At 42.4% G+C, this 20,393-nt stretch carries 21 protein-coding genes; 7 read left to right on the forward strand and 14 right to left on the reverse strand.

All coding sequences use genetic code 11. The features are described from left to right. Positions 1-234: 234 nt before the first annotated feature. Positions 235-822: a M15 family metallopeptidase gene (locus KHB02_RS27065; RefSeq protein WP_277398399.1), complete on the forward strand. Its 588-nt coding sequence runs from the start codon at positions 235-237 to the stop codon at positions 820-822. An 86-nt stretch (positions 823-908) separates the two neighbouring features. On the opposite strand, the gene KHB02_RS27070 is transcribed toward KHB02_RS27065, so the two are convergent. Together KHB02_RS27070 and KHB02_RS27075 are read right to left on the reverse strand one after the other, a co-directional pair. After that, entirely contained in the window at positions 909-1,667 is a 759-nt protein-coding gene (locus tag KHB02_RS27070; RefSeq protein WP_213146313.1) for a hypothetical protein, read from the reverse strand. Beyond that, positions 1,664-2,131, reverse strand: a complete 468-nt coding sequence (locus KHB02_RS27075; protein WP_338088333.1) for an RNA polymerase sigma factor — start codon at positions 2,129-2,131, stop codon at positions 1,664-1,666. Before KHB02_RS27075 ends, KHB02_RS27070 begins: the two co-directional genes overlap by 4 nt. Before the next feature lie 257 nt (positions 2,132-2,388). Here KHB02_RS27075 and KHB02_RS27080 point away from each other — a divergent pair, with 257 nt between their 5' ends. Continuing rightward, positions 2,389-3,876: a carboxylesterase/lipase family protein gene (locus tag KHB02_RS27080; RefSeq protein WP_213146311.1), complete on the forward strand. Its 1,488-nt coding sequence runs from the start codon at positions 2,389-2,391 to the stop codon at positions 3,874-3,876. Between the two features lie 578 nt (positions 3,877-4,454). Here KHB02_RS27080 and KHB02_RS27085 read toward each other — a convergent pair. Further along, positions 4,455-4,859: a ribosomal maturation YjgA family protein gene (locus tag KHB02_RS27085; protein ID WP_338088334.1), complete on the reverse strand. Its 405-nt coding sequence runs from the start codon at positions 4,857-4,859 to the stop codon at positions 4,455-4,457. A 63-nt stretch (positions 4,860-4,922) separates the two neighbouring features. On the opposite strand from KHB02_RS27085, the gene KHB02_RS27090 reads away from it, so the two are divergent. Beyond that, entirely contained in the window at positions 4,923-5,453 is a 531-nt protein-coding gene (locus KHB02_RS27090; RefSeq protein WP_213146310.1) for a DinB family protein, read from the forward strand. 70 nt (positions 5,454-5,523) lie between these two features. Here the strand turns inward: KHB02_RS27090 and KHB02_RS27095 are convergent, their stop codons facing one another. The 8 genes from KHB02_RS27095 to KHB02_RS27130 form a co-directional block, all read right to left on the reverse strand. Further along, entirely contained in the window at positions 5,524-6,825 is a 1,302-nt protein-coding gene (locus KHB02_RS27095) for an MFS transporter (RefSeq protein ID WP_213146309.1), read from the reverse strand. 94 nt (positions 6,826-6,919) lie between these two features. Continuing rightward, on the reverse strand, positions 6,920-7,711 hold the full coding sequence (locus KHB02_RS27100) for a 2-keto-4-pentenoate hydratase (protein ID WP_213146308.1): 792 nt from the start codon (positions 7,709-7,711) through the stop codon (positions 6,920-6,922). 99 nt (positions 7,712-7,810) lie between these two features. After that, positions 7,811-8,701, reverse strand: a complete 891-nt coding sequence (locus tag KHB02_RS27105; protein ID WP_213118412.1) for an alpha/beta fold hydrolase — start codon at positions 8,699-8,701, stop codon at positions 7,811-7,813. Between the two features lie 45 nt (positions 8,702-8,746). Continuing rightward, positions 8,747-9,730 carry a DODA-type extradiol aromatic ring-opening family dioxygenase gene (locus KHB02_RS27110; RefSeq protein ID WP_213146306.1) on the reverse strand — a complete coding sequence of 328 codons (984 nt, stop codon included), beginning with the start codon at positions 9,728-9,730 and terminating at the stop codon, positions 8,747-8,749. A gap of 30 nt (positions 9,731-9,760) precedes the next feature. Further along, positions 9,761-10,576, reverse strand: a complete 816-nt coding sequence (locus KHB02_RS27115; protein WP_213146305.1) for an FAD synthetase family protein — start codon at positions 10,574-10,576, stop codon at positions 9,761-9,763. 22 nt (positions 10,577-10,598) lie between these two features. Next, positions 10,599-11,078 carry a flavin reductase family protein gene (locus KHB02_RS27120; protein WP_213146304.1) on the reverse strand — a complete coding sequence of 160 codons (480 nt, stop codon included), beginning with the start codon at positions 11,076-11,078 and terminating at the stop codon, positions 10,599-10,601. A 43-nt stretch (positions 11,079-11,121) separates the two neighbouring features. Further along, positions 11,122-12,306 carry an acyl-CoA dehydrogenase family protein gene (locus KHB02_RS27125; protein WP_213146303.1) on the reverse strand — a complete coding sequence of 395 codons (1,185 nt, stop codon included), beginning with the start codon at positions 12,304-12,306 and terminating at the stop codon, positions 11,122-11,124. A gap of 267 nt (positions 12,307-12,573) precedes the next feature. Then, positions 12,574-14,442 (reverse strand): V4R domain-containing protein, encoded by a 1,869-nt coding sequence (locus KHB02_RS27130; RefSeq protein ID WP_213146302.1) that lies wholly within the window; start codon positions 14,440-14,442, stop codon positions 12,574-12,576. A gap of 335 nt (positions 14,443-14,777) precedes the next feature. Here KHB02_RS27130 and KHB02_RS27135 point away from each other — a divergent pair, with 335 nt between their 5' ends. Continuing rightward, positions 14,778-15,341 (forward strand): HAD-IA family hydrolase, encoded by a 564-nt coding sequence (locus KHB02_RS27135; protein WP_241114130.1) that lies wholly within the window; start codon positions 14,778-14,780, stop codon positions 15,339-15,341. Between the two features lie 78 nt (positions 15,342-15,419). Here KHB02_RS27135 and KHB02_RS27140 read toward each other — a convergent pair whose 3' ends face one another. Further along, positions 15,420-15,596 (reverse strand): hypothetical protein, encoded by a 177-nt coding sequence (locus KHB02_RS27140; RefSeq protein ID WP_213146301.1) that lies wholly within the window; start codon positions 15,594-15,596, stop codon positions 15,420-15,422. 443 nt (positions 15,597-16,039) lie between these two features. On the opposite strand from KHB02_RS27140, the gene KHB02_RS27145 reads away from it, so the two are divergent. After that, a complete protein-coding gene (locus tag KHB02_RS27145) occupies positions 16,040-16,486 on the forward strand; it encodes a GNAT family N-acetyltransferase (protein ID WP_213146300.1) in 447 nt (148 codons plus the stop codon). Positions 16,487-16,530: 44 nt separating this feature from the next. Beyond that, positions 16,531-17,412 carry a PhzF family phenazine biosynthesis protein gene (locus tag KHB02_RS27150; RefSeq protein ID WP_213146299.1) on the forward strand — a complete coding sequence of 294 codons (882 nt, stop codon included), beginning with the start codon at positions 16,531-16,533 and terminating at the stop codon, positions 17,410-17,412. A gap of 51 nt (positions 17,413-17,463) precedes the next feature. Here KHB02_RS27150 and KHB02_RS27155 read toward each other — a convergent pair whose 3' ends face one another. Next, positions 17,464-18,489 carry an SDR family oxidoreductase gene (locus tag KHB02_RS27155; protein WP_213146298.1) on the reverse strand — a complete coding sequence of 342 codons (1,026 nt, stop codon included), beginning with the start codon at positions 18,487-18,489 and terminating at the stop codon, positions 17,464-17,466. 334 nt (positions 18,490-18,823) lie between these two features. On the opposite strand from KHB02_RS27155, the gene KHB02_RS27160 reads away from it, so the two are divergent. After that, a complete protein-coding gene (locus KHB02_RS27160) occupies positions 18,824-19,042 on the forward strand; it encodes a hypothetical protein (RefSeq protein ID WP_213146297.1) in 219 nt (72 codons plus the stop codon). Between the two features lie 271 nt (positions 19,043-19,313). Here KHB02_RS27160 and KHB02_RS27165 read toward each other — a convergent pair. Further along, positions 19,314-20,393 (reverse strand): glycoside hydrolase family 25 domain-containing protein (locus tag KHB02_RS27165; RefSeq protein WP_420848124.1); only part of this gene is annotated, 1,080 nt, incomplete at its 5' end.

Below are 20,393 nucleotides of genomic sequence, written 5' to 3' on the forward strand. Positions count from 1 at the left end.
GAATAAATAGGTAACTTTTTAAACTTACTCTATTCTCTCTACATAATTTGGACCTTTCACTACATAATTCCAGGATTTCACTACATTAATTCCGACCCTCTCGACATTTTTGGGGATAAATCGCGTTAAAATACCCTATTTTTCCATTTGCTGATTATATGAAACTATTAGTCTCGTCAACTCGTCTTTTATAGTGATATAATTTTTCAAAAAACAAGAAAGGAATTTCGAGCTTTGAAACGAAAAAGAAAAAGAATCCGAATAAAACGAGTATTACCTTTATTAGTTCTCCTGATTACCATAGTGGTAATCTTTTATAATAATACGAATTCTGATACTCCGAAACCGGCGATTGCAAAGGATGTTCCAATGCCGACTGAACTTCATCCTGTCGTAAAGGAGCGCACCAATCAGTTAATCCAGCGGGCTGCCAAAAAAGGGATTGTCGTGGTCATTACGGATGGGTTTCGCAGTGCCGAGGAGCAAGACGGTCTTTATGAACAAGGCCGTACCGCAGAGGGAGCGGTGGTAACCCATGCAAAGGGCGGCGAATCTTATCACAATTACGGACTGGCGATTGATTTTGCGCTAAAGACGCCTTCGGGAGATGTGGTTTGGGACCGGGAATATGATCGGAATGGAAACTCGAAATCCGATTGGACCGAGGTCGTCCAAATGGCGAAAAAGCTGGGGTTTGAATGGGGCGGAGACTGGGCTAAATTCAAAGATTACCCTCACCTGGAGATGAATTTTGGTTTAACGATTGCTGACCTGCAGAATGGGGAAAGACCAGATTCCTCTTTGGTTGCGGGACCAAATTAGGGCGAATAGTGATTTTCACTATTCGCCTGTAGTTTGTTATCTTTTGGCAATACATATCGGAAACAGATTATATTTGTTTATGGATCTTATTCTACATTTTTCGTTTGAAGTGGATGGTTTTGTAAAATGGTTTCTACTTCTTCATATCCCTCTAGAAAGGCAAAGTTATATCTAGCCGGCAGCACGAAAACATATTTATCATTTTCTCCCAGCTTTGTTGGACCAATAGGTGCTGCTCCAATATGAAATTCCCCTTTTTCTAGTGAAGACCATTGATCAAGCGTAAAAATCATAATCGGAATATCCTGTCTCGGGTTCGCCTCCGTCCAACCTGGGTGTCTAATTAAAAGGATTTTGCCACTCTCGATTATTTTATTTTGTTCAGTAGATATACCTTCCCAAGTATCCGTTACAATCTGGTACCCCTCCCAACTTTTCGGTAACGCAAAGCTAAATCCATATTCTGTATTTTCATATAGACTAGGATCTGTTGATTTAGGATCAGCTGGGTTCTTATTATCATTTTCCTCTTTGTTTTTATCTATTGTCACAGGTTCTTTCGTTTGTTGCCCTGGCGTATTTGAATTAGAATTTGATAGTTTATCCTCAATAAACGGAATAGCTAGAACGGCGAATAACATGAAGGCAGCAACACTAGCTACACCTACTAACATCTTTTTCATTATTGCAGCTCCCCTTTTCTTGTTATTATATGAACTCGCAAATTGTAATAGGTTTTCATGGATTTTATCTTGGGTATCTTTTGTAAACTGTTTATCATAATCAGGTTCTGGTAATGAGCGAATTTTTCTCTCTACATCATCAAATTTCTCATCATTTTTCATAGAGAAAATCCTCCAGTACTTTTTTGTAGTGTCTTTAACGCACGATGATAGGTTATTCGAACCTTGTTTTCATTCCAATTCAAAATGGATGCTGTTTCAGATACAGTGAGTTCTTTAATCCCTCTAAGGATGATGACATCTCGATAATTTGTTTTTAAAGATTGGATTGCTTGATATAGGAGCCTATTATTTTCATTTAATTGGAGAATTTTCTCCGGTGTTTCCTTATCCGTTTGCTCCTCCCTGAACCAAATCGTTTGCTTCATCCTTAACCGTTTCCTTTTTCTAATTTCATCTATTCCCACATGGCGCGCAATCGAAAAAAGCCAGGTTTTAGGACTTGATTTTCCCTGATAAGTATCAAAGCCTTTAATCGCTCGGATAAAAACTTCCTGCACCAGATCTTCTACATCACTTGACCCGATGTAATAAACTAAAAAGTGGTATATATCTTTGTTGTACAAGTAAAACCACTCCGAAATTGTGTTGCTAATCATCAGCTGGTCAACTCCATTTTTCCTCCGATTTTTAATCCCGCAAATTAGTCGAATTAGGGAATTATTTATTTCACTCTTCAAAATATTTATTTTCTTAGGTTAACACGAAAACTTACGCCAGGTTAGTGAAAAATTTTTATTTCACTATGTAAATAAAAGGAAAACCCCTCCTTCATCTCGAATAAAGTTAATAAGTATGATTATCGTTTGAAAGGAGAACGTTCATGTCCAATACGATTGTTGAAAGCGTTTACGGTAAATTGCAGGGAGAACAGATTGATGGTGTTTATTCTTGGAAAGGGATCCCCTTTGCAAAACCGCCGGTCGGCCCGCTTCGGTTCCGGGCTCCAGAGCTGCCGGATGCTTGGGAAGGTGTTCGGGATGCAACCACATTTTCCCATGTTGCCCCTCAGACACAAAGAGAAATCATGGAGTTTTTCGGAAATGACGTCTCGAATGTGAGCGAGGATTGTCTTTATCTCAATGTATGGTCTCCAGGAGCTGATGATAAAAAACGGCCCGTGATGGTTTGGATTCATGGTGGTGCGTATGTTTCCGGATCTGGTTCCAGCCATTGGTATGACGGTGCTTCGTTTGCTGCCCAAGGCGATGTCGTTGTCGTGACAATTAATTACCGGCTGGGGGTTTTTGGCTTCCTTCACCTTGGTGAAATTGGCGGTGAGGAATATGCCACTTCCGGGAACTGCGGCATCCTCGATCAGGTTGCCGCACTGCATTGGGTGCAGGAGAATATTGCGGCTTTCGGCGGCGACCCTAATAACGTAACCATTTTTGGAGAATCGGCGGGGGCCATGAGTGTTGGAGTATTGCTTGGATTCCCTTCTGCTCAAGGTCTTTTCCAAAAAGCAATCCTGCAAAGCGGCGCAGCCGCAAACGTCCATCCTCCTGAAACCGCAACAAAAGTAGCGGGCGCCATCCTAGCAGCTTTACAAGTAGAACCTACTAATCTGGCAAAATTGGAGGAATTACCAGTTGAACAGCTGCTTCAAGCTGCTGATGTTCTCCCGTCAATGAGCTTGGGACCGGTTGTTGATGGTGTATCCCTGCCAAAACATCCACAACTGGCGATAGCCGAGGGTTCAGCAAAGGATATCCCTGTTTTGATTGGTACCAACAAGGATGAATTTAATATTTTCAGTGTCTTTGACCATGAGTGGAAGGATGCAGATGAGGCAAAGGTCAAGGCGATTTTTGAAAAAACCTTTGGACCGCTCGTGCCGCTTATTGCAAACTTTAATCCTGAACCACTAAGCCAAGACCTATTCAATAAACTGCTGACCATTCATATTTTTACATACCCTGCGCAAAAGCTGGCAGAACTGCAGGGTAACCAAGGCGCTCCGGTTTGGATGTATCGCTTTGATTGGGAGACACCGGTATTTGACGGCGCTCTTAAAGCAACACATGCATTAGAGATTCCATTCGTATGGAACACACTGGATAAGCCGAACACAACAAACTTTACGGGTACTTCGCCGGAACGCCAGTTGGTATCGAATCAAATGCACCAGGCCTGGATCAATTTTGCACGTAACGGTAACCCAAATACCGACGCCCTTCCTTCGTGGCCAAAGTATGATTTGAATTTCCGACCAACAATGATTTTTAATCTGGAGAGTTCGGTGGTCAATGACCCTAACCGGGCCGAACGGTTGATATGGGAACAAGCGGCAATGGTAATGAAACCGTAAGTGGTTCTATGAAAAATGGAATCTTATAAAAGCAGAGCAGTGTGGATTTGAGAAACGCACTGCTTTTGTGCATTTATTTTACCCGCGAGCGTAGGAAAAGTGTGGTCCCGGTAAAAATAGGTGGTCTATTTTGCCCGTGAGCGTAAAAAAAGAGTGCTCTCGGTAAAAATAAGCCGGCTATTTTGACCGTGAACCCAAGAAAACTGTGGCCACGGTAAAAATAATGCCTTCTATTTTGCCCGTGAGCCCATGAAAACAGTGCTCTCGGTAAAAATAAAGACGGCTATTTTGACCTTGAGCCTAAGAAAAGAGTACTCTCGGTAAAAATAGGCCATCTATTTTGCCCATGAGCACATGAAAAGAGTGCTCCCGGTAAAAATAGAACGCCTATTTTACCCGTGAGACCAAGAAAAGAGTACTACCGGTAAAAATAGGACGGCTATTTTGACCTTGAGCGCAAGAAAACAGTGCTCTCGGTAAAAATAAAGGCATCTGTTTTGCACGTGCAGCCGGAATTAAAAAAGGTCCTGCCTTATAAAAGCCGGCGAGACCATTTATACGTTTCAAAAGGTACTGGTTTACCTGATGTGTGTTAATTTTAGCGCCATCTTATCTATGAAACTTCCAATCATGATACCTATTGTGTAACGAAGCAAATCCACCATCAGAAAACCATGCCCCAATACCAGCGCCCCGAGCACGGTGCCCCGAATCTGGTTAATCCAGCCGGCCTGATATAATTGGCTGAATTCAATCCCGAAACTAAAAATTAAGCTGAGCAACAGGGCGGTGAGAATTCTTTTCCGGAACAGCAAAAAGCGGAATCCTAAATATACCATCATGGCCCACAACGCATCCCCGGCGTTATCGGCTAGAAATGGCGGCAGCATATGGCTGTATTTTCTGGAGGCAAGGCCAAGTATAATAACCACCAAAATCGTTATTGAATAAATTACTCTTTTTTTAGAAAGCAATGGAATCACTCTTTTATGTTTTTTATAAGTATTAATACTAGAAACAAGATTTTACTACCATGGAGGCGTTATATGAATTTTAACATAGAGGAAGCGATTGAGGTCTTGGAGCGTACACCGAAAACATTGGAGTATTTTTTGTCTGGGATATCCAATGGCTGGCTTCAATGCAATGAAGGCGAAGGAACCTGGAATGCAAGGCAAGTTGTCGAGCACCTCATTGAGGCTGAGAAAACCAATTGGATACCGAGGTTGGAGTTTATTCTCGAGGGAAATAAGGATACAGCATTTCCCGAATTCGACCGATTTTCGCATCTTAAAAATGATTCTGAAAGATCGCTGAAGAATGTTTTTAGGGATTTTCAAGAGATTAGATCTATGAATATAACTAAGCTGAGATCACTGGTTGTCTCAGAAGTGCAGCTTGAATTAACAGGTTTCCACCCTGCATTTGGTAGGGTGCGGGTCCGTGAGCTGCTCTCTACATGGGTTGTGCATGATTTGACTCATATTTCTCAAATAGTCCGGGTAATGGCCAAGAGGTATAGGGCGGACGTTGGACCTTGGCAGAAGTATTTAGGAATACTTAATTTGAAGGAATAACAAATATATATAATGGAAAAAGGCACCTCCCTAAAACGGAAGGTGCCCTTCATTCAATTAAACAACCATTTTATACGACCTTTGATGGATTTGTATTTAATGTTGATGGATTTTCATAATGTTTCGGACGAACTGCCAGCCACACTAAACCGCCGAACACAAGGAGAATCAAGCCGCAGACTTGGAATGCGTGATGGAAGCCGGCTGCCGGATTGGCTGAATGTCCAATCAGCCACCCTGTTACATATGGACCGGCAATGCCGCCCAGAGAGGTCAAAGCCATAAACCAGCCTTGAATTTTCCCTTGGTGTCTAGGTGAAACCAAGTCCACTAATATGGCTGGTCCCATAACAAGAGTAATACATCCAAATGTTAACCCGAGTGACAATAAGGTAATCGCTAAAATATTCGAGCTGACTAGTGTCCCCAGGAAGTAGCAGACAGCCCCTGCTGCCATAACAGGTCCAAGGACAAAAATCCGGCCTTTCACCATGCTGTTCGTCTTATGATAAATACGGTCCGAAATGGATGAGAACGTGATTTGCGATAATGTAATCATAATCCATGGCAGTGCCACCACGATACTTAATGTTTCTTTACTTAGATGGCGGACATTTTCCAGATAGTTTGGCAGCCAGTTTAGTCCAATCGTAAATGACCAATAAGTCGCAAATCCGCATAGAGCAACAAAGATAAAGTTTTTCGAAAATAGCACAGAGGTGAATTTTGATTCGTTCTGAACAGCTACGGAAGAGACAGTGCCTTTTGCTGGGGCAGGTTCCCCCTGTGTAATCGCTTTCTCTTTAGCGCTAAATAACCACGCAACAATCCACAGAAACCCAACTGCCCCTGTCGCGATAAATGCTGAACGCCAGCCAAAGTTCATAATAAGATGCATTAAAATCGGTGCTGATATCGCGACACCGAGCGGCCCGCCAACTGAAACAAGCGTTAAACCGATCCCCAATTTTTCCTTAGGCAAATACTTTGAAGCTGCTGTCATCGCCAAGGAATAGGATGGACCTTCCCCAGCACCCAAAATAATCCTTGTTACCAACAAATAAGTAAAACTGCTGACAAAGATGGTGGAAAATTGAACAATCGACCAAACAGCGACCATACCGACAATGACTTTTTTGGCGCCGATTTTATCCGCCAGGCTGCCCCCTAAAATAGCTGACAGAGAATACAGTAGGAAGAACACACTGCCCACCACACCCCATTGCTCTGGGCTTAGTCCCAGCTCCTTTATAATCGGAACTGAAGCAAACCCAATAATCGCCTTATCCGCATTACTAATCACCGTTAATAAAAATAATAGAAAAATAATGACCCATGTTTTTTTCGAAACTCCACTTTTCTTTTGCTCCATATACGGACCTCCTTCAATTTCTCATTTCTCCCATATTAAAGTGCTTTAATAAGGACCCTTCCACTCCCTTAAATGGAAAGGTCCTTTCCCCTTTTTACTTAAATGAAACTTCTACTTTCCCAATATGTGAAAATCCAGCCGTGAACCGATCCCCTTTTTCGGCCACAACCGCTGCGGAAAGTGCACCGGATAAAATCACTTCTCCCGCTTTCAAAACCACGTTGTACTCGGATAATTTATTGGCGAGCCAGGCGACACATGTTGCGGGATGTCCCAAAACATCCGAGCCATAACCTGTATTGACCAGCTCACCATTTTTGAATAATTTCATTTCAATCGATGGCAGGTCAATATCTGATACAGCATAGCGCTCCTCGCCAATGACAAACATTCCGCTTGACGCATTATCGGCAACCGTGTCAGCCAAAGTAATCTTCCAATCGGTAATCCGGCTGTCGACGATTTCCAGGGCAGGAGCGATGTATGCAGTCGCAGCTAGAACATCCTCGACCGTGACGTTAGGACCTGATAAGTCCTTGTTCAGGATAAAGGCAATCTCGCCTTCGACTTTGGGCTGGAACAAATCATCCAACTGGATGGTCCCTTTATGGCTTACTTCCATTGAGTCCAACAAATGGCCATAATCCGGCTGATCGACACCCAGCAGCTTTTGCATGGCAACTGAGGTTAAGCCAATCTTCTTCCCGACGATTTTCTGCCCGGCTTGCACCTTTTGACCAATCATTTGCAGCTGGGCCTGATAGGCCTCTTCAATGGATAAATCGGGATACACTTCAATAAGCGGTGCAATGGATTTCTTGGCTGCTTCTGCCTGCTTCAGCAGCTCGTAAACACGCTGAACTCGATGAATGACTTGATTACTCATTGAAAAAACTCCTTTAATTAAAAATAGAGCACTATTTGTTAGATTCAAAATCCTGTGAAACTATGAATCAACTCAATAGTGCTCTCAAATGTTGTCAGATTATTTTGCTGCTACCGCCGAGTCTTCCTGCTTGGCTGCTTCATTGTTGTTTTTTAATAAAAAGTCTGTTAAAACGGCATTAAACTCTTCTGGTTTCTCCCACTGCGGCCAGTGTCCTGCATCTTTGATGACAACCAATTCACTGTTTGGAATCATATCCTGGATTGGTTTGGCTTCCTCAACAGTGGAAGTTGGGTCGTGGTCCGTCCAGGCAAGCAATGTTGGTACGTTGATTTTGCCGCACCATGACGGATCCCAGCTATAGAGTTTGCGTACTTCGATATCCTGCAGGCAGACGATATGATGAACCGCTTCCTGATAGCTAGGCTGTGTATAAATTTTGTAGCGGGACTCAATCAGTTCTTCAGTTACCTGGCTCTTATCGTACATTAACCATTCAAGTCTAGTTTTCACATTTTCATAGTTTGCTTCCAGAACCGCTTTTAACGTGGAATCCTTCAACCGTTGCATGACTTCAGGCTTGTTGTTGACGTTGCCTGGCGTGTTCAGTACCATCGCCTTCACATATTCCGGATGCTCAGCCGCGAACCAAGCAGCCACCCAGCCGCCTAACGATTCACCTGAAAGATATACTTCTGATAAGCCTAATGCTTGAATCACGCCTAATAAATGCTCGCTGTAAAAATCAATGCCGTACTGGCGGTCCGGCTTCGCTGTATAGCCGTGTCCGACCATATCGATGACAATCACACGGAAGTTTTCTCGTAAGCCTCTGATGTTTCGTGCATAGGCCTCAATATGACCGCCTGTGCCATGCAGGAGAATCAACGGCTCCCCATTTCCGGATTCGAGCACTCTTGTTTTAATTCCATTAGCATCTACATAATAGAGCTTATATTCTAAATCTGCTAATTCTGTCCAGATTGTCATTTCAATCTCCCCTTTTGTAGTAATTTGGCATGATGACCGAAGCTATTAAACTCCAACTTCTTGCTGGTCTGAGGTGTTCGGTTGTTTCTGGTCAACCGGCTGGCTGAATTGAACTATCGCCATCCCTGTTACCCATTCCGGAATTGGCTCATAGCAGGCCACACTTGCATCAAAGTTCTGCAGAACGCCGAGCAGCACAAGCCAGTTATGGATTTCCTGACCGCCGTTACCTAAGTTCTCCTCGATAAAAGCAGCACTCCAGTTTCTTAATGTGGTGTAGTCCTTTTCCGTCACCAAGCGTAAAAATTCCCGGTCAATTTGTTCGTTAACAGGGCCTGATTTAAGTTTGGTTACATTGGTTTCCCGCAGTTTTAAATACTGGTCAAGCTGGTCAATTTCCTGGCGTCCATTTTTTAAAACATTCACCAAGAATTGGTCCTCCGGCTTTTCGCTCTCAATTTTTGGAATCGGCACCCAGTGAGATAAACCGCCTGATGCGACAATCGCCACCTTCAAATCCTGGTCCCAAGATTCAATCGCTTTGCGGACAACTTCGCCGATTTGGAAACAACGGTCCATCGTTGGCAGCGGCGGTGCTGACGTATTGACCGCTATTGGAACAACTGGAATTTGCAAATCCGGATTTAAGAAATAAATTCCTTGCGTATGCCCGTGGTCGACCTTCATTTTTAAAGTAAACGCGAAATCAACGTTGTTTTCCAGGCTGGTGTGAAGAATGTGCTTCGCTAATTCCTGCTGAACCGGGATTTGGTACTTAGGGATCTGCCAGTCCCCCCAGCCTTCACATTCGCCAATTCCGATCGTAATGGATGGCATATGGTCATAGAAATAGCTGTTAAAATGGTCGTCAGATATTAATACAATCACGTCTGCACCGGATTGTTCGAGGTACTTTCTCATCTCAGCTGCTGTATTGATGAACCTCTGCCCTTTCTCGCCGCCTCCTGCTTCATTGGTCATGATCATCGGGCTATGCGACATCGCAACACCTGCAACAATTTTAGCCATTTGCATCCGCTCCTTTTCGTTTCATTATTTTTAGGAAATTCGTAATTTCTTAGATTGTGTGATTTCCTGCTGCCAGACAATTGATAGCTTCCCTTTGAAAAATAACGGAATCTCATCTGTGGATTTAATCGTAGTTCCATCGGTCATGACGGTCACTTCCCGATGTACCTCACCGACCTTATTCTTTATCACGACTTGATAGCTGCCTGGGCACGGAAGGGTATAATGCGCTTGCAGCGTGAAGGCCTCGCCGTTCCATTCACACTGCGTTTCATAAGATCTGCCGAGAAACTCTGGAAGTTCAGCGACCTTCCCACTTAACAGCCGCTCCCGAATGCAGGTCGAACTGATTTTCTCCCCCCGCAGTTCCACTTTGGCTACCTTCGTGACATCAATCCGCCCGCCAGAGTCTTGTTTCAAACGGTCTAAGTTGCCAGCACCGCGGGAGCCATAGGAAAAATCAAATCCGGCAACGGCGTGAACCACCTGAAGACCACTCAAGTATTCCGATACAAACCGCTCTGGCGAAAGACCCGCAAACTCTTCACTGAATTCCACAATGTAAAAAGTATCGACGCCCATTTCCTGTAGCATTGCCTGTTTTTCCGAAAGCGGCATTAAATAATGGACATGAACTTTTCCTTTTGAAATCACCGTCTTCGGATGGGGAAAGAAACTCATGACGGCAAGCCGCACTTGTTTTTCTTTCGCCTTTTGATGAGCAGCTTTGATAACTGCACAGTGTCCTTGATGGAGACCATCGAAACAGCCAAGTGCCATAACATTCGGACTCGCCTTTTTCTGCCATTCTGCCAAATTACGCTCGTTCAAATGAATTGTTTCCATAAATGGTCTCCTCTCAAGGTTTCTAGATGGTCACCGGCTGTTCTGCCACTAATGAACGGTACTTGCCGCTGTAGAAAACTAACGGCTCTTTGTCTTCAAGATGAATATCGGTTACCCTGCCAATAAACAAGGTGTGGTCGCCTTCCACATGCTCAGCGGATACCTCGCAGGCCACCTGTGCCACAGCCCCGGCCAATACCGGCTTTCCATCAAGGCGTTCAAAGACAACTTCCTTGTGCTCTTTTAACTGTCCCGCAAAAATCATGGATAACTCCTGCTGATCGGCTGCCAGGATATTTACTGTAAAAATCTTGCTTTCCTTGATTTTGTTCAAGATTTTAGCTTTTTCACCGATGGAAACAACAACGAGCTTTGGATCGAGCGATACAGACATGAACGCATTCGCTGTCATTCCGTGAATGTCTCCCTCTACCTCCGTTGCTATTACCGTCACCCCAGTTGCAAACTTGCCCATAGCTGTGCGAAATTGACGATCATCCATTTAAAAAATCCCCCTTTTTAAATTCACTATTAAAATCCGAAATTTATCCTCTGACGCCGCTCTCAAAACCAAACAGGTCTTTGCCGTATGCAGCGACAGCATCTTCGTATAAAGAAGTTTTGTGTGTAGCCACCGCCATGATATCTCGCAAGAACAATTCCATTGCGCCGCCTTTATATAAAGCGCCACCGCCCAGTGTCAGCAATGATCTGACGGCAATATCGACACATAGCTTAATCGCTTTCGTACGAATTGCGAAGAATTCTGATGGCGGTGTTTGGCAGCCATCTTTTTCATAATTAACAAGCAGATTAATATATTTATCCATTAAGCTTTCCGCGACATGGAAATCAGTTGTCATTTCAGCAAGTACCCGCTGGCTTCTTGGTGACTCACTTTCCCTTACGCCGTCCATTAAGCGGACACGTTTTTCCGTCAAGGTCTTAAACTCCTTCAGCATCCGCTCTGCTCCGCCAAGTGCCATGTAACCAAAGCCAATATAGAAGGATGGGAAGAATGGGATATGATAGAAAGGATATTCTGTATCATATTCATCTACAGGAGGTCTTCTGGTCTGCTCCGCTCGATCCAGCCTTAAGATGCGATCCATTGGCACATATACATTATCGGCAATGATTTGATTGCTGCCCGAACCTCTTAGCCCGAACGTATCCCAGTTGTTGATAATTTCCACTTCAGAAGTTTTTAACATTGGCAGACAGTAGACCGGTTTATCCGTTTCTGGGAACTGAATCATGACCCCGACACCGACCCAGTCACTATAGTTAATTCCGCTGACAAAGCTCCACTTACCACTAATCCGGTAACCGTCACCGTCTCGTTCCGCTTTTCCTAACGCAGCAAAGATATCGGCAATTAGCCCGCCAGAATTGATAACTTCATCTGCACCCTTTTCAGGAAGAAACGCTGGAAGCATATTGTGAAGCGGGTACAGATAAGTCAGCCATGCAGCAGAAATATTATAGTTGGCCACCTTGCGGACAACCTTTGCGAACGTTTTCAAATCTGCCTGCGGGCCGCCGTATTTTTTTGGAAGCATCATCCGTGCAATTTGTGTTTCTTTCATCAGGTCCACTACGTTTTGTGAAATAGTGGCGTTTTTCTCCGCTTCGGCTGCCTCCTGTTCAGCTAGTTGGCCGATTCGTTCCGCGCCGGCTAGTAAATCCTCCACAGTAAGGGTTTCACCGTTTAATAATTGACTTGCCATTTTCAACACCCCTTTTTAATGAATAAAAATATTGGTTATGGACTATGTCCGTTGGTAAATAAGGTTTGGCATCGCTTACATTTGTGATTCGACAAAGTTTTTACTGTTAACAACTTGTAAATAAAGTTTATTAAATTTTAAATATTCTAACTAGAGCAACAATTGCTCATGTTTTTGATTTAAATAGACAAAAGTTGTTCATTTAGAGGTAGGATGGATTGTTAAAAAAGACGTAAAAAACCATCCGGCATTGAAGCCAGATGGCATTTAGTCAAATGTAATTTCTCCTATTGCAATTAATGACTTTATAATCAGAAGCAGCTGATGCATTTCATCGGGGTCTCTAATATCCTTCTCCAGCAAGCTTTCAATTCGGCTGATTCGATGCCGGAGACCGCTCATTGACAAGGTCAGGTCCTGCATGGTTTGCTCGAGCTTACCTCCGTTCAACAAAAAGCTATACAATGTTTTCAGTAGTTCCAGCATTTTAGGATCCTCAAAGCGATAAAGCGGACCAAGCTCCTGTTCGGCAATCATTTTGATTCCGCTGATATTCTTCGAGTTAATCAGCACTCCTACAATCCCTAATGATTGGAACGGCACAATTTTCTTCTTAACTGCTAGTCTTATCGCAATGGCAGCCTCCTCATAACATCTGGACGCTTGGCCAATATCCTCTCCTCGGCGGCTGATACCCAGTTTAAAATGACCTTGGGGAAATTTCTGATTCATATAATTGAAATATTGGTGCATGACCTCATCGATTGTCTTGTTTTGGATGGTCTCCGTCGTGATTAGTAAAACCATGCTGCCGTCTCGATGTCCAGCCAAGATATTTTGCTTTTTATTTTTAAAATAACGGAATGTCGATTCAAAAATTTGTTCCTCTAAAAGAAAGTCATCTTCAATCGAGCCTTGTGATTTCCGATATTCCATTACGGCTATATAATAGTTTTTCTCGAGGTTTTCGCCCGTATATTTCCCCCGCTTAATGATCTCACTGGCAGGAAGTCGGCCCTCCAGTATTTGTTCCAGGAAACTCCCTTTCATTCTTTCAAATGTCTCAAACTTCGTTTTTTCATTTAAGAGAATCAGTGAGGCTGCATTGGCAAACCGGTCTAAAAACAAATAATCTTCTTCATGATAATGATTGTTGATATCTTCATAGAGAAAGGAACAATAACCGATGACTTCTTTTTGTAATAGAATCGGCGTAATCAGACGTTCTTGAATGGATGTTTTGATGATTTTTTTTCTAAAGGGCAATAGCGGGTTTGTGTGAAATTGTGTTTTTTGCAGATAATTTTCCATATCGGTTTTTAAAAGTAAATGTTGTTCTTGTTCCAAGCCCGAATAGGTAATCGTGCTATGAACCGCATCTTCGACGATCATCGGGATTCTTACCGTCTCATAGACCATATCGGCAATGGTTTGCAAATCACTTCCATTGATAATTTCTTCCGTTAACTGGTTTTGAAAATGGGCTAAACGGGTGACGACATTTTTTTGGTCAAGTAATTGATCATAGGTTAACTCAAGTTCCTTTACAATGGGAGTTTCATTGTAAAAATCGAGTGCATTTTCTTCCTGAAGTTCCTGTTCCCATTCCTTCTTTGGCTTTATCACCCAGCAGCACTCTGAATCTCCCTTACCTACACATGTGGTTTCTTTTGCCAAAAGTGTCTCACCAAATATCGTTGACATAAAACCGCTCGCAAAACCAATTAGGGTATGGCACACAGGATCACTTGATTTTCCGACCCGTTTTAGATGCTCGTCAGCCTCATAGGAATCGTACCAAGTTCCATAAGAATAAAAATTCTTGATCTTTTTATTTTCATCTAATTCATAGGTGCAATCATGTTTAATCCCGCTAATATGGCCATTTTGAATGTGAATAATCGGACCGTGTTTAATGAGATATTCTAATGAGGTTTCGGCCTCAAGGGCTTCTTTCCCAACATTGACGCCCATTTCCCAGCCATAATGAAACAAGAATCCCTTAATCCGTTTAATGCCAATATTTTTTGCAAGCTGCTGCCTAAGGATCCCAAATACGGATGCAGATGTAATAATCTTGCGGTCTTCTTTAACGGCCTCTTGGCTATAATTTTCTGCTGAAATTCTAACGCTCATGCCATCACATCCTGGTTGATAATAAAATGAACATTTTCATTAAAAAAGGAAATTGTGACTTACCTATTATTTGCACGCTAATTACAAAACTCGATATTGTAAGCGCAAACATATACTATTATTCTATTAGAAAAATTCAAATATATCAAAATAATTATACCTGGAAGTTTAATACTGCTTTTACTATGAACTTGGAATATTCCAACACCATAAAGAGGAAAATAATGAAAAAACGTTAATAGAGTATTGTAATGACCTTCTTCTTCCACTTTAAAGGGGCATATGGTACTCTCTGTAGAGAAAAGTGATTAGAAAGAGGGATCATTATTAACATTTTGTGGGATTTCGACGGAACGCTTTTTGACACCTATCCAGCACTGGTCGAAGGATTTGTTCAGTTGTCTGGGCAAGAGTTAGACCGTGGTGAGGTTTTAACATGGCTGAAAAAGGATTCTAAAACCGCCTTTAAACATTATGGGATTGATGAGAGCCGACGTGGCGAGTACCAAGTGTCTTTTAATTATTTTTCCAAAAGGATCAGCAAGCCATTTGATGGGGTTGAGGATGCTTTAGCGGCGGTTGAGAACAATGTAATTGTGACTCACCGCGATAAGGAATCCACCCTTTATCTGCTGGAGAAATTTCATTTATTAAAATACTTTAAGGACATTGTTTCTGTTGAAGAACAGGGCTTTACTAGAAAGCCTCATCGCTCGTCATATGAATATGTCCTTAAAAGCCATCACATTGATTTGGTAGTTGGGGACCGGGAACTGGATTTAATTCCTGCAAGAGAATTGAACATTAAAACCTGTGCTTTTCAAAATCGTAACATCGAGGCTGATTTTCATATCGATAGCTATGCGAAGTTTGTTCCGGTGGTACTTGAGCGGCTGTAGGAAACGAAAATAATAACATTACCTTCATGAGGACACTTCTCTCGGGTATATCAATCCTTGTGTCCTCATGAGACCTTCTCAATCAGCACTTCCAGCTTGTTCCCCAATCGACTGATTTCCGATTTTTGGTTTAGCTGCTTCATCAGGTTTGTCCGTCTTCCAATCAAAGCCTGCCTCCGTCGTGCCCGTTGACATTAATGGCTGTTCTATACCACTTTTATCTGAAGTCTGATTCTTTTTATTAATGGGTATCATTTTCCGTCCTCCATTTTGATTTTTACATATTATTTTCCTGTTCTGCAGCTCATATACTTAACCTTCAACATAAATTAATCGAAGCTTAACAATTTGATAACATCTATAACACTGTTTATTAACATCGAAGCGTTATAGTATTTCGTAGAGGGGATGGCATGCGTGGCCATCACGGTATTTGGCGTAGGAGGAGCCGATACTTTATTGTTTCTGTCTTCCAATGTGATAACGTAGAAAAAGCGATCCTTAAATGAAATTTGTCCTCAAACTTTACAGTCTATTTTTGTACAAGCGAATGGCTCAGTAAACTGGGCCATTTGTTTTCTTTTCCCCCAAAAGCTAAATTATCATCGAATCCAACTTCTGAGGCATGGGGACGGTTCTCGTGCATCATTATATGTTAAAATTAGTGAATTAAAAATATTCAAAAAAGGGGTGCAATAATGAATATATGGCTAAAGAATGGTTTTTCCATATCTACGAACAAAGAGTATTTAGACCTTGATACCATCCACAAGTTTTTAAGCGAAGAATCATACTGGGCATTGGGCCGGCCAAAAGAAATCATAAAAAATTCCATTGACAATACTGCCTTATGTTTTGGTGTTTATAAAGGGGATGTCAGCAAAGGCGATGCGGAGCAGGTTGGTTTTGCAAGGGTCGTCTCAGACTTAACGATATTTGCGTATCTTGCAGATGTGTTCATTGTGCCTGAATACCGTAAATTAGGCTTGTCCAAATGGTTAATGGAGGTTATCACCAACCACCCAGACCTGCAAAATGTCCGCAGGTTTATGTTAGTCACAAACGATGCCCACACCCTGTATAGCCAATTCGGTTTCAAATCGATTGACCATCCGGAAAGGTTTATGGAAAAATTTCGCGGATGATGCATGAGAACCGTCCCCATGATTCAAAGAATAGGAGATTTATAATGGGAAAAATTAATTTTTCGATTGTTGATGTTTTTTCGCAAGGGAAATATACCGGGAACCAGCTTGCTGTTTTCAAAAATGCGGGTAATCTATCTGGCCGGGAAATGCAGCAAATCGCGAAGGAAATGAATTATTCGGAGTCTACTTTTATTCTATCCGACCAAGTAAATGATGGTGGCTATGATGTCCGCATCTTTACTCCTAATGAAGAGGTGCCTTTTGCTGGCCATCCGACTCTGGGAACTGCCTATGTGATTCAGCATGAGCTATTAAAGGAACCGGCAGAGACACTTACACTAAATTATAAGGCTGGCAAGATTCCCGTCTCGTTTGATGCAAAGGAAGGTCTTATTTGGATGAAACAAAATAAACCTGCCTTCGGAAAAATATTAGAGCCCGACCAGGTTTCTGGTGTCTTACAGATTGAAAAGGATGCCATTGATGAGCGATTCCCCATCCAAGAGGTTTCCACTGGGCTTCCTGTCATTCTTGTCCCTTTAAAAACTCTGGACGCTGTCAAAAGAGTAAGGGTCAATTTAGAAAAGTACTATGAGCTGATTGAAGATACGGACGCAAAAGCGATTATGGTATTTACTCCTGAAACGTATCATCCGGAAAGTCAGGTAAATGTCCGCGACTTTGGAGATTATTATGGGATGCCAGAGGATGCCGCCACGGGCAGCGCAAATGGATGCTTGGCTGCCTACCTGGTTAAATACCGATTTTTCCAAACAAGCGAAATCAATATAAGAGTCGAACAAGGATATGAAATGGGCAGACCTTCTTTATTGTTTTTAAAAGCAAATGAGGAAAACGGAGTAATCAATGTTTCTGTTGGTGGAAAGGTTGAAAAGATTGCTCAGGGTGAATGGTTGCTTTGATGCACGGGGACAGTTCTTATGCTTCTGATGCATGAGAACCGTCCCCACGTCTCATTTTTGAGCCCATGCCTCTAATAGTTCCTGTTCTCTTTCTCGTGAAATCCCTGCTTTTAGGTTGGCGGCCTGCCGCGCTTGTAACCAGTCATAAACCTCTTTAATCGTCTCTTCCAGAGCTCGGAAGGCAAGGCCCGCGTTCACTGCTTTTTCGATATTGATAGAAAAAGAACCTTTCCACGGTTCTGTTTCTCCCTCTAACGGGAAGTGCTCGGGAACCCATAAGGGCATTTCCGTCCAAGGCTGCACATTACGCTCCAGCAAAAATTGCTCATCTGCCCATACCCATTCGCACTCACTGTTGGCGACAGCTTTACAAGTCTCCAGCAACTCTTCCATCGTCAATTTATCGTTCGGGCCTGTCACATTAAAGGTTCCAGCTTTTCTGTTTTCCGCCATATCAAACACCCATTTGGCGATATCTTTTATATCAATTAACTGAACAAGACCGTCCGGACGACCCGGTACCAATACTTTTCCGCCCTGTGCTACCCGCTGGACCCAGTACGGAAGCCGGTCTGTGTAGTCAAACCGTCCGACAAGCTGCCCTGCTCTTATTTGCAGCACACGGCCCGGCCAATGCTTTTCTGCTTCCCTCTCACATAGGACCTTCAACGCGCCGTAGTGCTCATAAGGTGAAGCGCTACCTTCCTCAACAGCTCTTAGTTGATCCTGCGATAAAGTTTGCAGATGATAGTCTTCGGTAATATTGAGCGGAATCCAATCTTTATAAACAGAGATGCTTGAAATATACGTATAATGTTCGATATTATCCCCAAGTACAGCTGCGATTTCTTGAATCTGCTGGGGAACAAACCCGCATGTGTCCATTACAACATCCCACTTGCGGTTTCTCAGAAGGGACACATCTCCGTCCCGATCCCCGATGAGCTGCTCCACTTCAGGAAAAGCACCTTTATTGGTCCCACGATTAAATAAGGTCATTTCATGGCCTCTTTTCAATCCCTCTTCTACCAATGCTCTTCCTAAAAAACGAGTCCCTCCTAATAGTAAAACCTTCATCCTTCTCCCCCATTCCATTTATAAATCTCTTTTACTTTATATAACGATTATTTTTTATAAAAAGATACGGGGAGGATAATAAATTTATCCTAAGGGGAATTTTCACAATGGAAAATGTTGAATTTTTAATACCATATTTTCATCACTCCATTATGAAATTATTTCACCATTTTTTTCCTCATAATCACTATTCAACTAAACCGCCCCTAAGCAATGCTCTTATAATGTTTACTGTAAAATATGTAATTTAATTTTGTTTTGGACAAGGATTAAATAATTTTTTTAGAAGCATTCTATATTTTGTGTTGTAAACAAATAAAAGGAGGAAATACAAATGACAAATCAAGTCGACACTAATAAATTGAAACAAGCAGAGGCGGCTTCTTCTATTGTAAAAGATATGATCACTTCAGCCATTGAACAATCAGCTGCTAACACCACTCTTTGCTTAGAAGCATTGAAACAAGCATCAAGTGAAGTTGCACAAATTCAAACATTGATAAGTCAAGTGCAGTCCCAGATGCAAACCCAACCGTCTTATTCAGAAGAATAATAATGACTTTAATCTTCTTTCAAAGAAGAAAAAAGAACACTAATTGGAGGGGCTTCCGCAAAGGAACCCCCTATTACCTTTGAGGAAATCCAGAAGGTGTTAGGAGGAGCGAACATTAAATTGGGATATGTTGTTTATGCTCGATGCTTTGGGTATTTTAAAAAAAAGAGGAACATTGCCATCTCACAAAAAAAGACTGCCCCTAAAAGTTATACTTTTTGGGACAGACTCTTTATTTGGTTACTATGGAAAATAGAAACCGAATATTTCGTTATGGCAATTTCCAAGCTACATTATAGTCATCATAGCCGCCATAGTATTGCCAGATTTCGGCCTTTTCGGTTGTTCCAGGGAAGTTGACCCAGTATGAATTGCTGGTTGTCAAATCGGATGGGATGTCACCTGGGTAATAGGCAACCCAATAAGCACCCGGAGTATTTGGCGAAAAATCTCCCATGGTACGGTCCCAGTTGCCTGGAGATGAATAGGTTCCTGGTTTTACACCTTGTCCATATTGATTTAAATAATTGACGAATGCGTTATAAATCTCATGATTATTAGCATAGTCATAGTCACTTAAACCGGTATAAGCCGATTCTACATCAATAAAAATAACGGGTCTAACCTTTGAGCCATATACACTCTTCATAGCTTCGTAGCTTTCTAGAGCTAATTTTGCCTGCTGCGCTCCCCAATCGCTTGCTGAGATTCCTGCTGGCGCTGTTTGCATACCGGATAAAAACCAATAACCGTACACATAGCTGGCACTCTGTGCTCTTACACTGCTGAAATAAATGGCGCCGCCCGTGTTTGCATCAAATTGCACCGTGCTCCCATAACCTAACTTCCCAATATAAAAATCTTCCCCTGCAGGATTCGCTGATGAAGCGGAATCCGATCCGAATAGATATCCTGCAGTTTCAGCAGTTGTAGTCGATTCTTCTAATTGGCTTTCGGAAGTAGTTTGATAGATTGCTGAGTTTTCAGAAGCATGCATTTTTGCCGTTTCACTGGCATGTATGCTTGCCTGTGATTTTCCGATGCTTCCTTCTTCTTTATGTTCTACTTCAGTTTTGACTTCCTCTATTGGCTGAGCATCAGCTTCGACTCCTTCTGCTGGCTGAACAGCTATCTCCGTCTCAGCAGGAACTATAGGGGTTTCAGCCTTTTTTTCATTGGCATGTCCATTTTGGGAGCCAACTGCTTGAACAGCTTTAACAGGCTCCACTTTTGCTTTATCGAGTCCTGCCGCTGCAGTAAATTGGCCTCCTGACATAAGTCCAAACGACAATACTCCAGTTACTACGAAAGATTTTATGAGTTTATATGTTTTAAGGTAATGTTTCATTTT

It is taken from the genome of Neobacillus citreus (genome assembly GCF_018343545.2).
GTDB classification, from domain to species: Bacteria; Bacillota; Bacilli; order Bacillales; family Cytobacillaceae; genus Neobacillus; species Neobacillus citreus.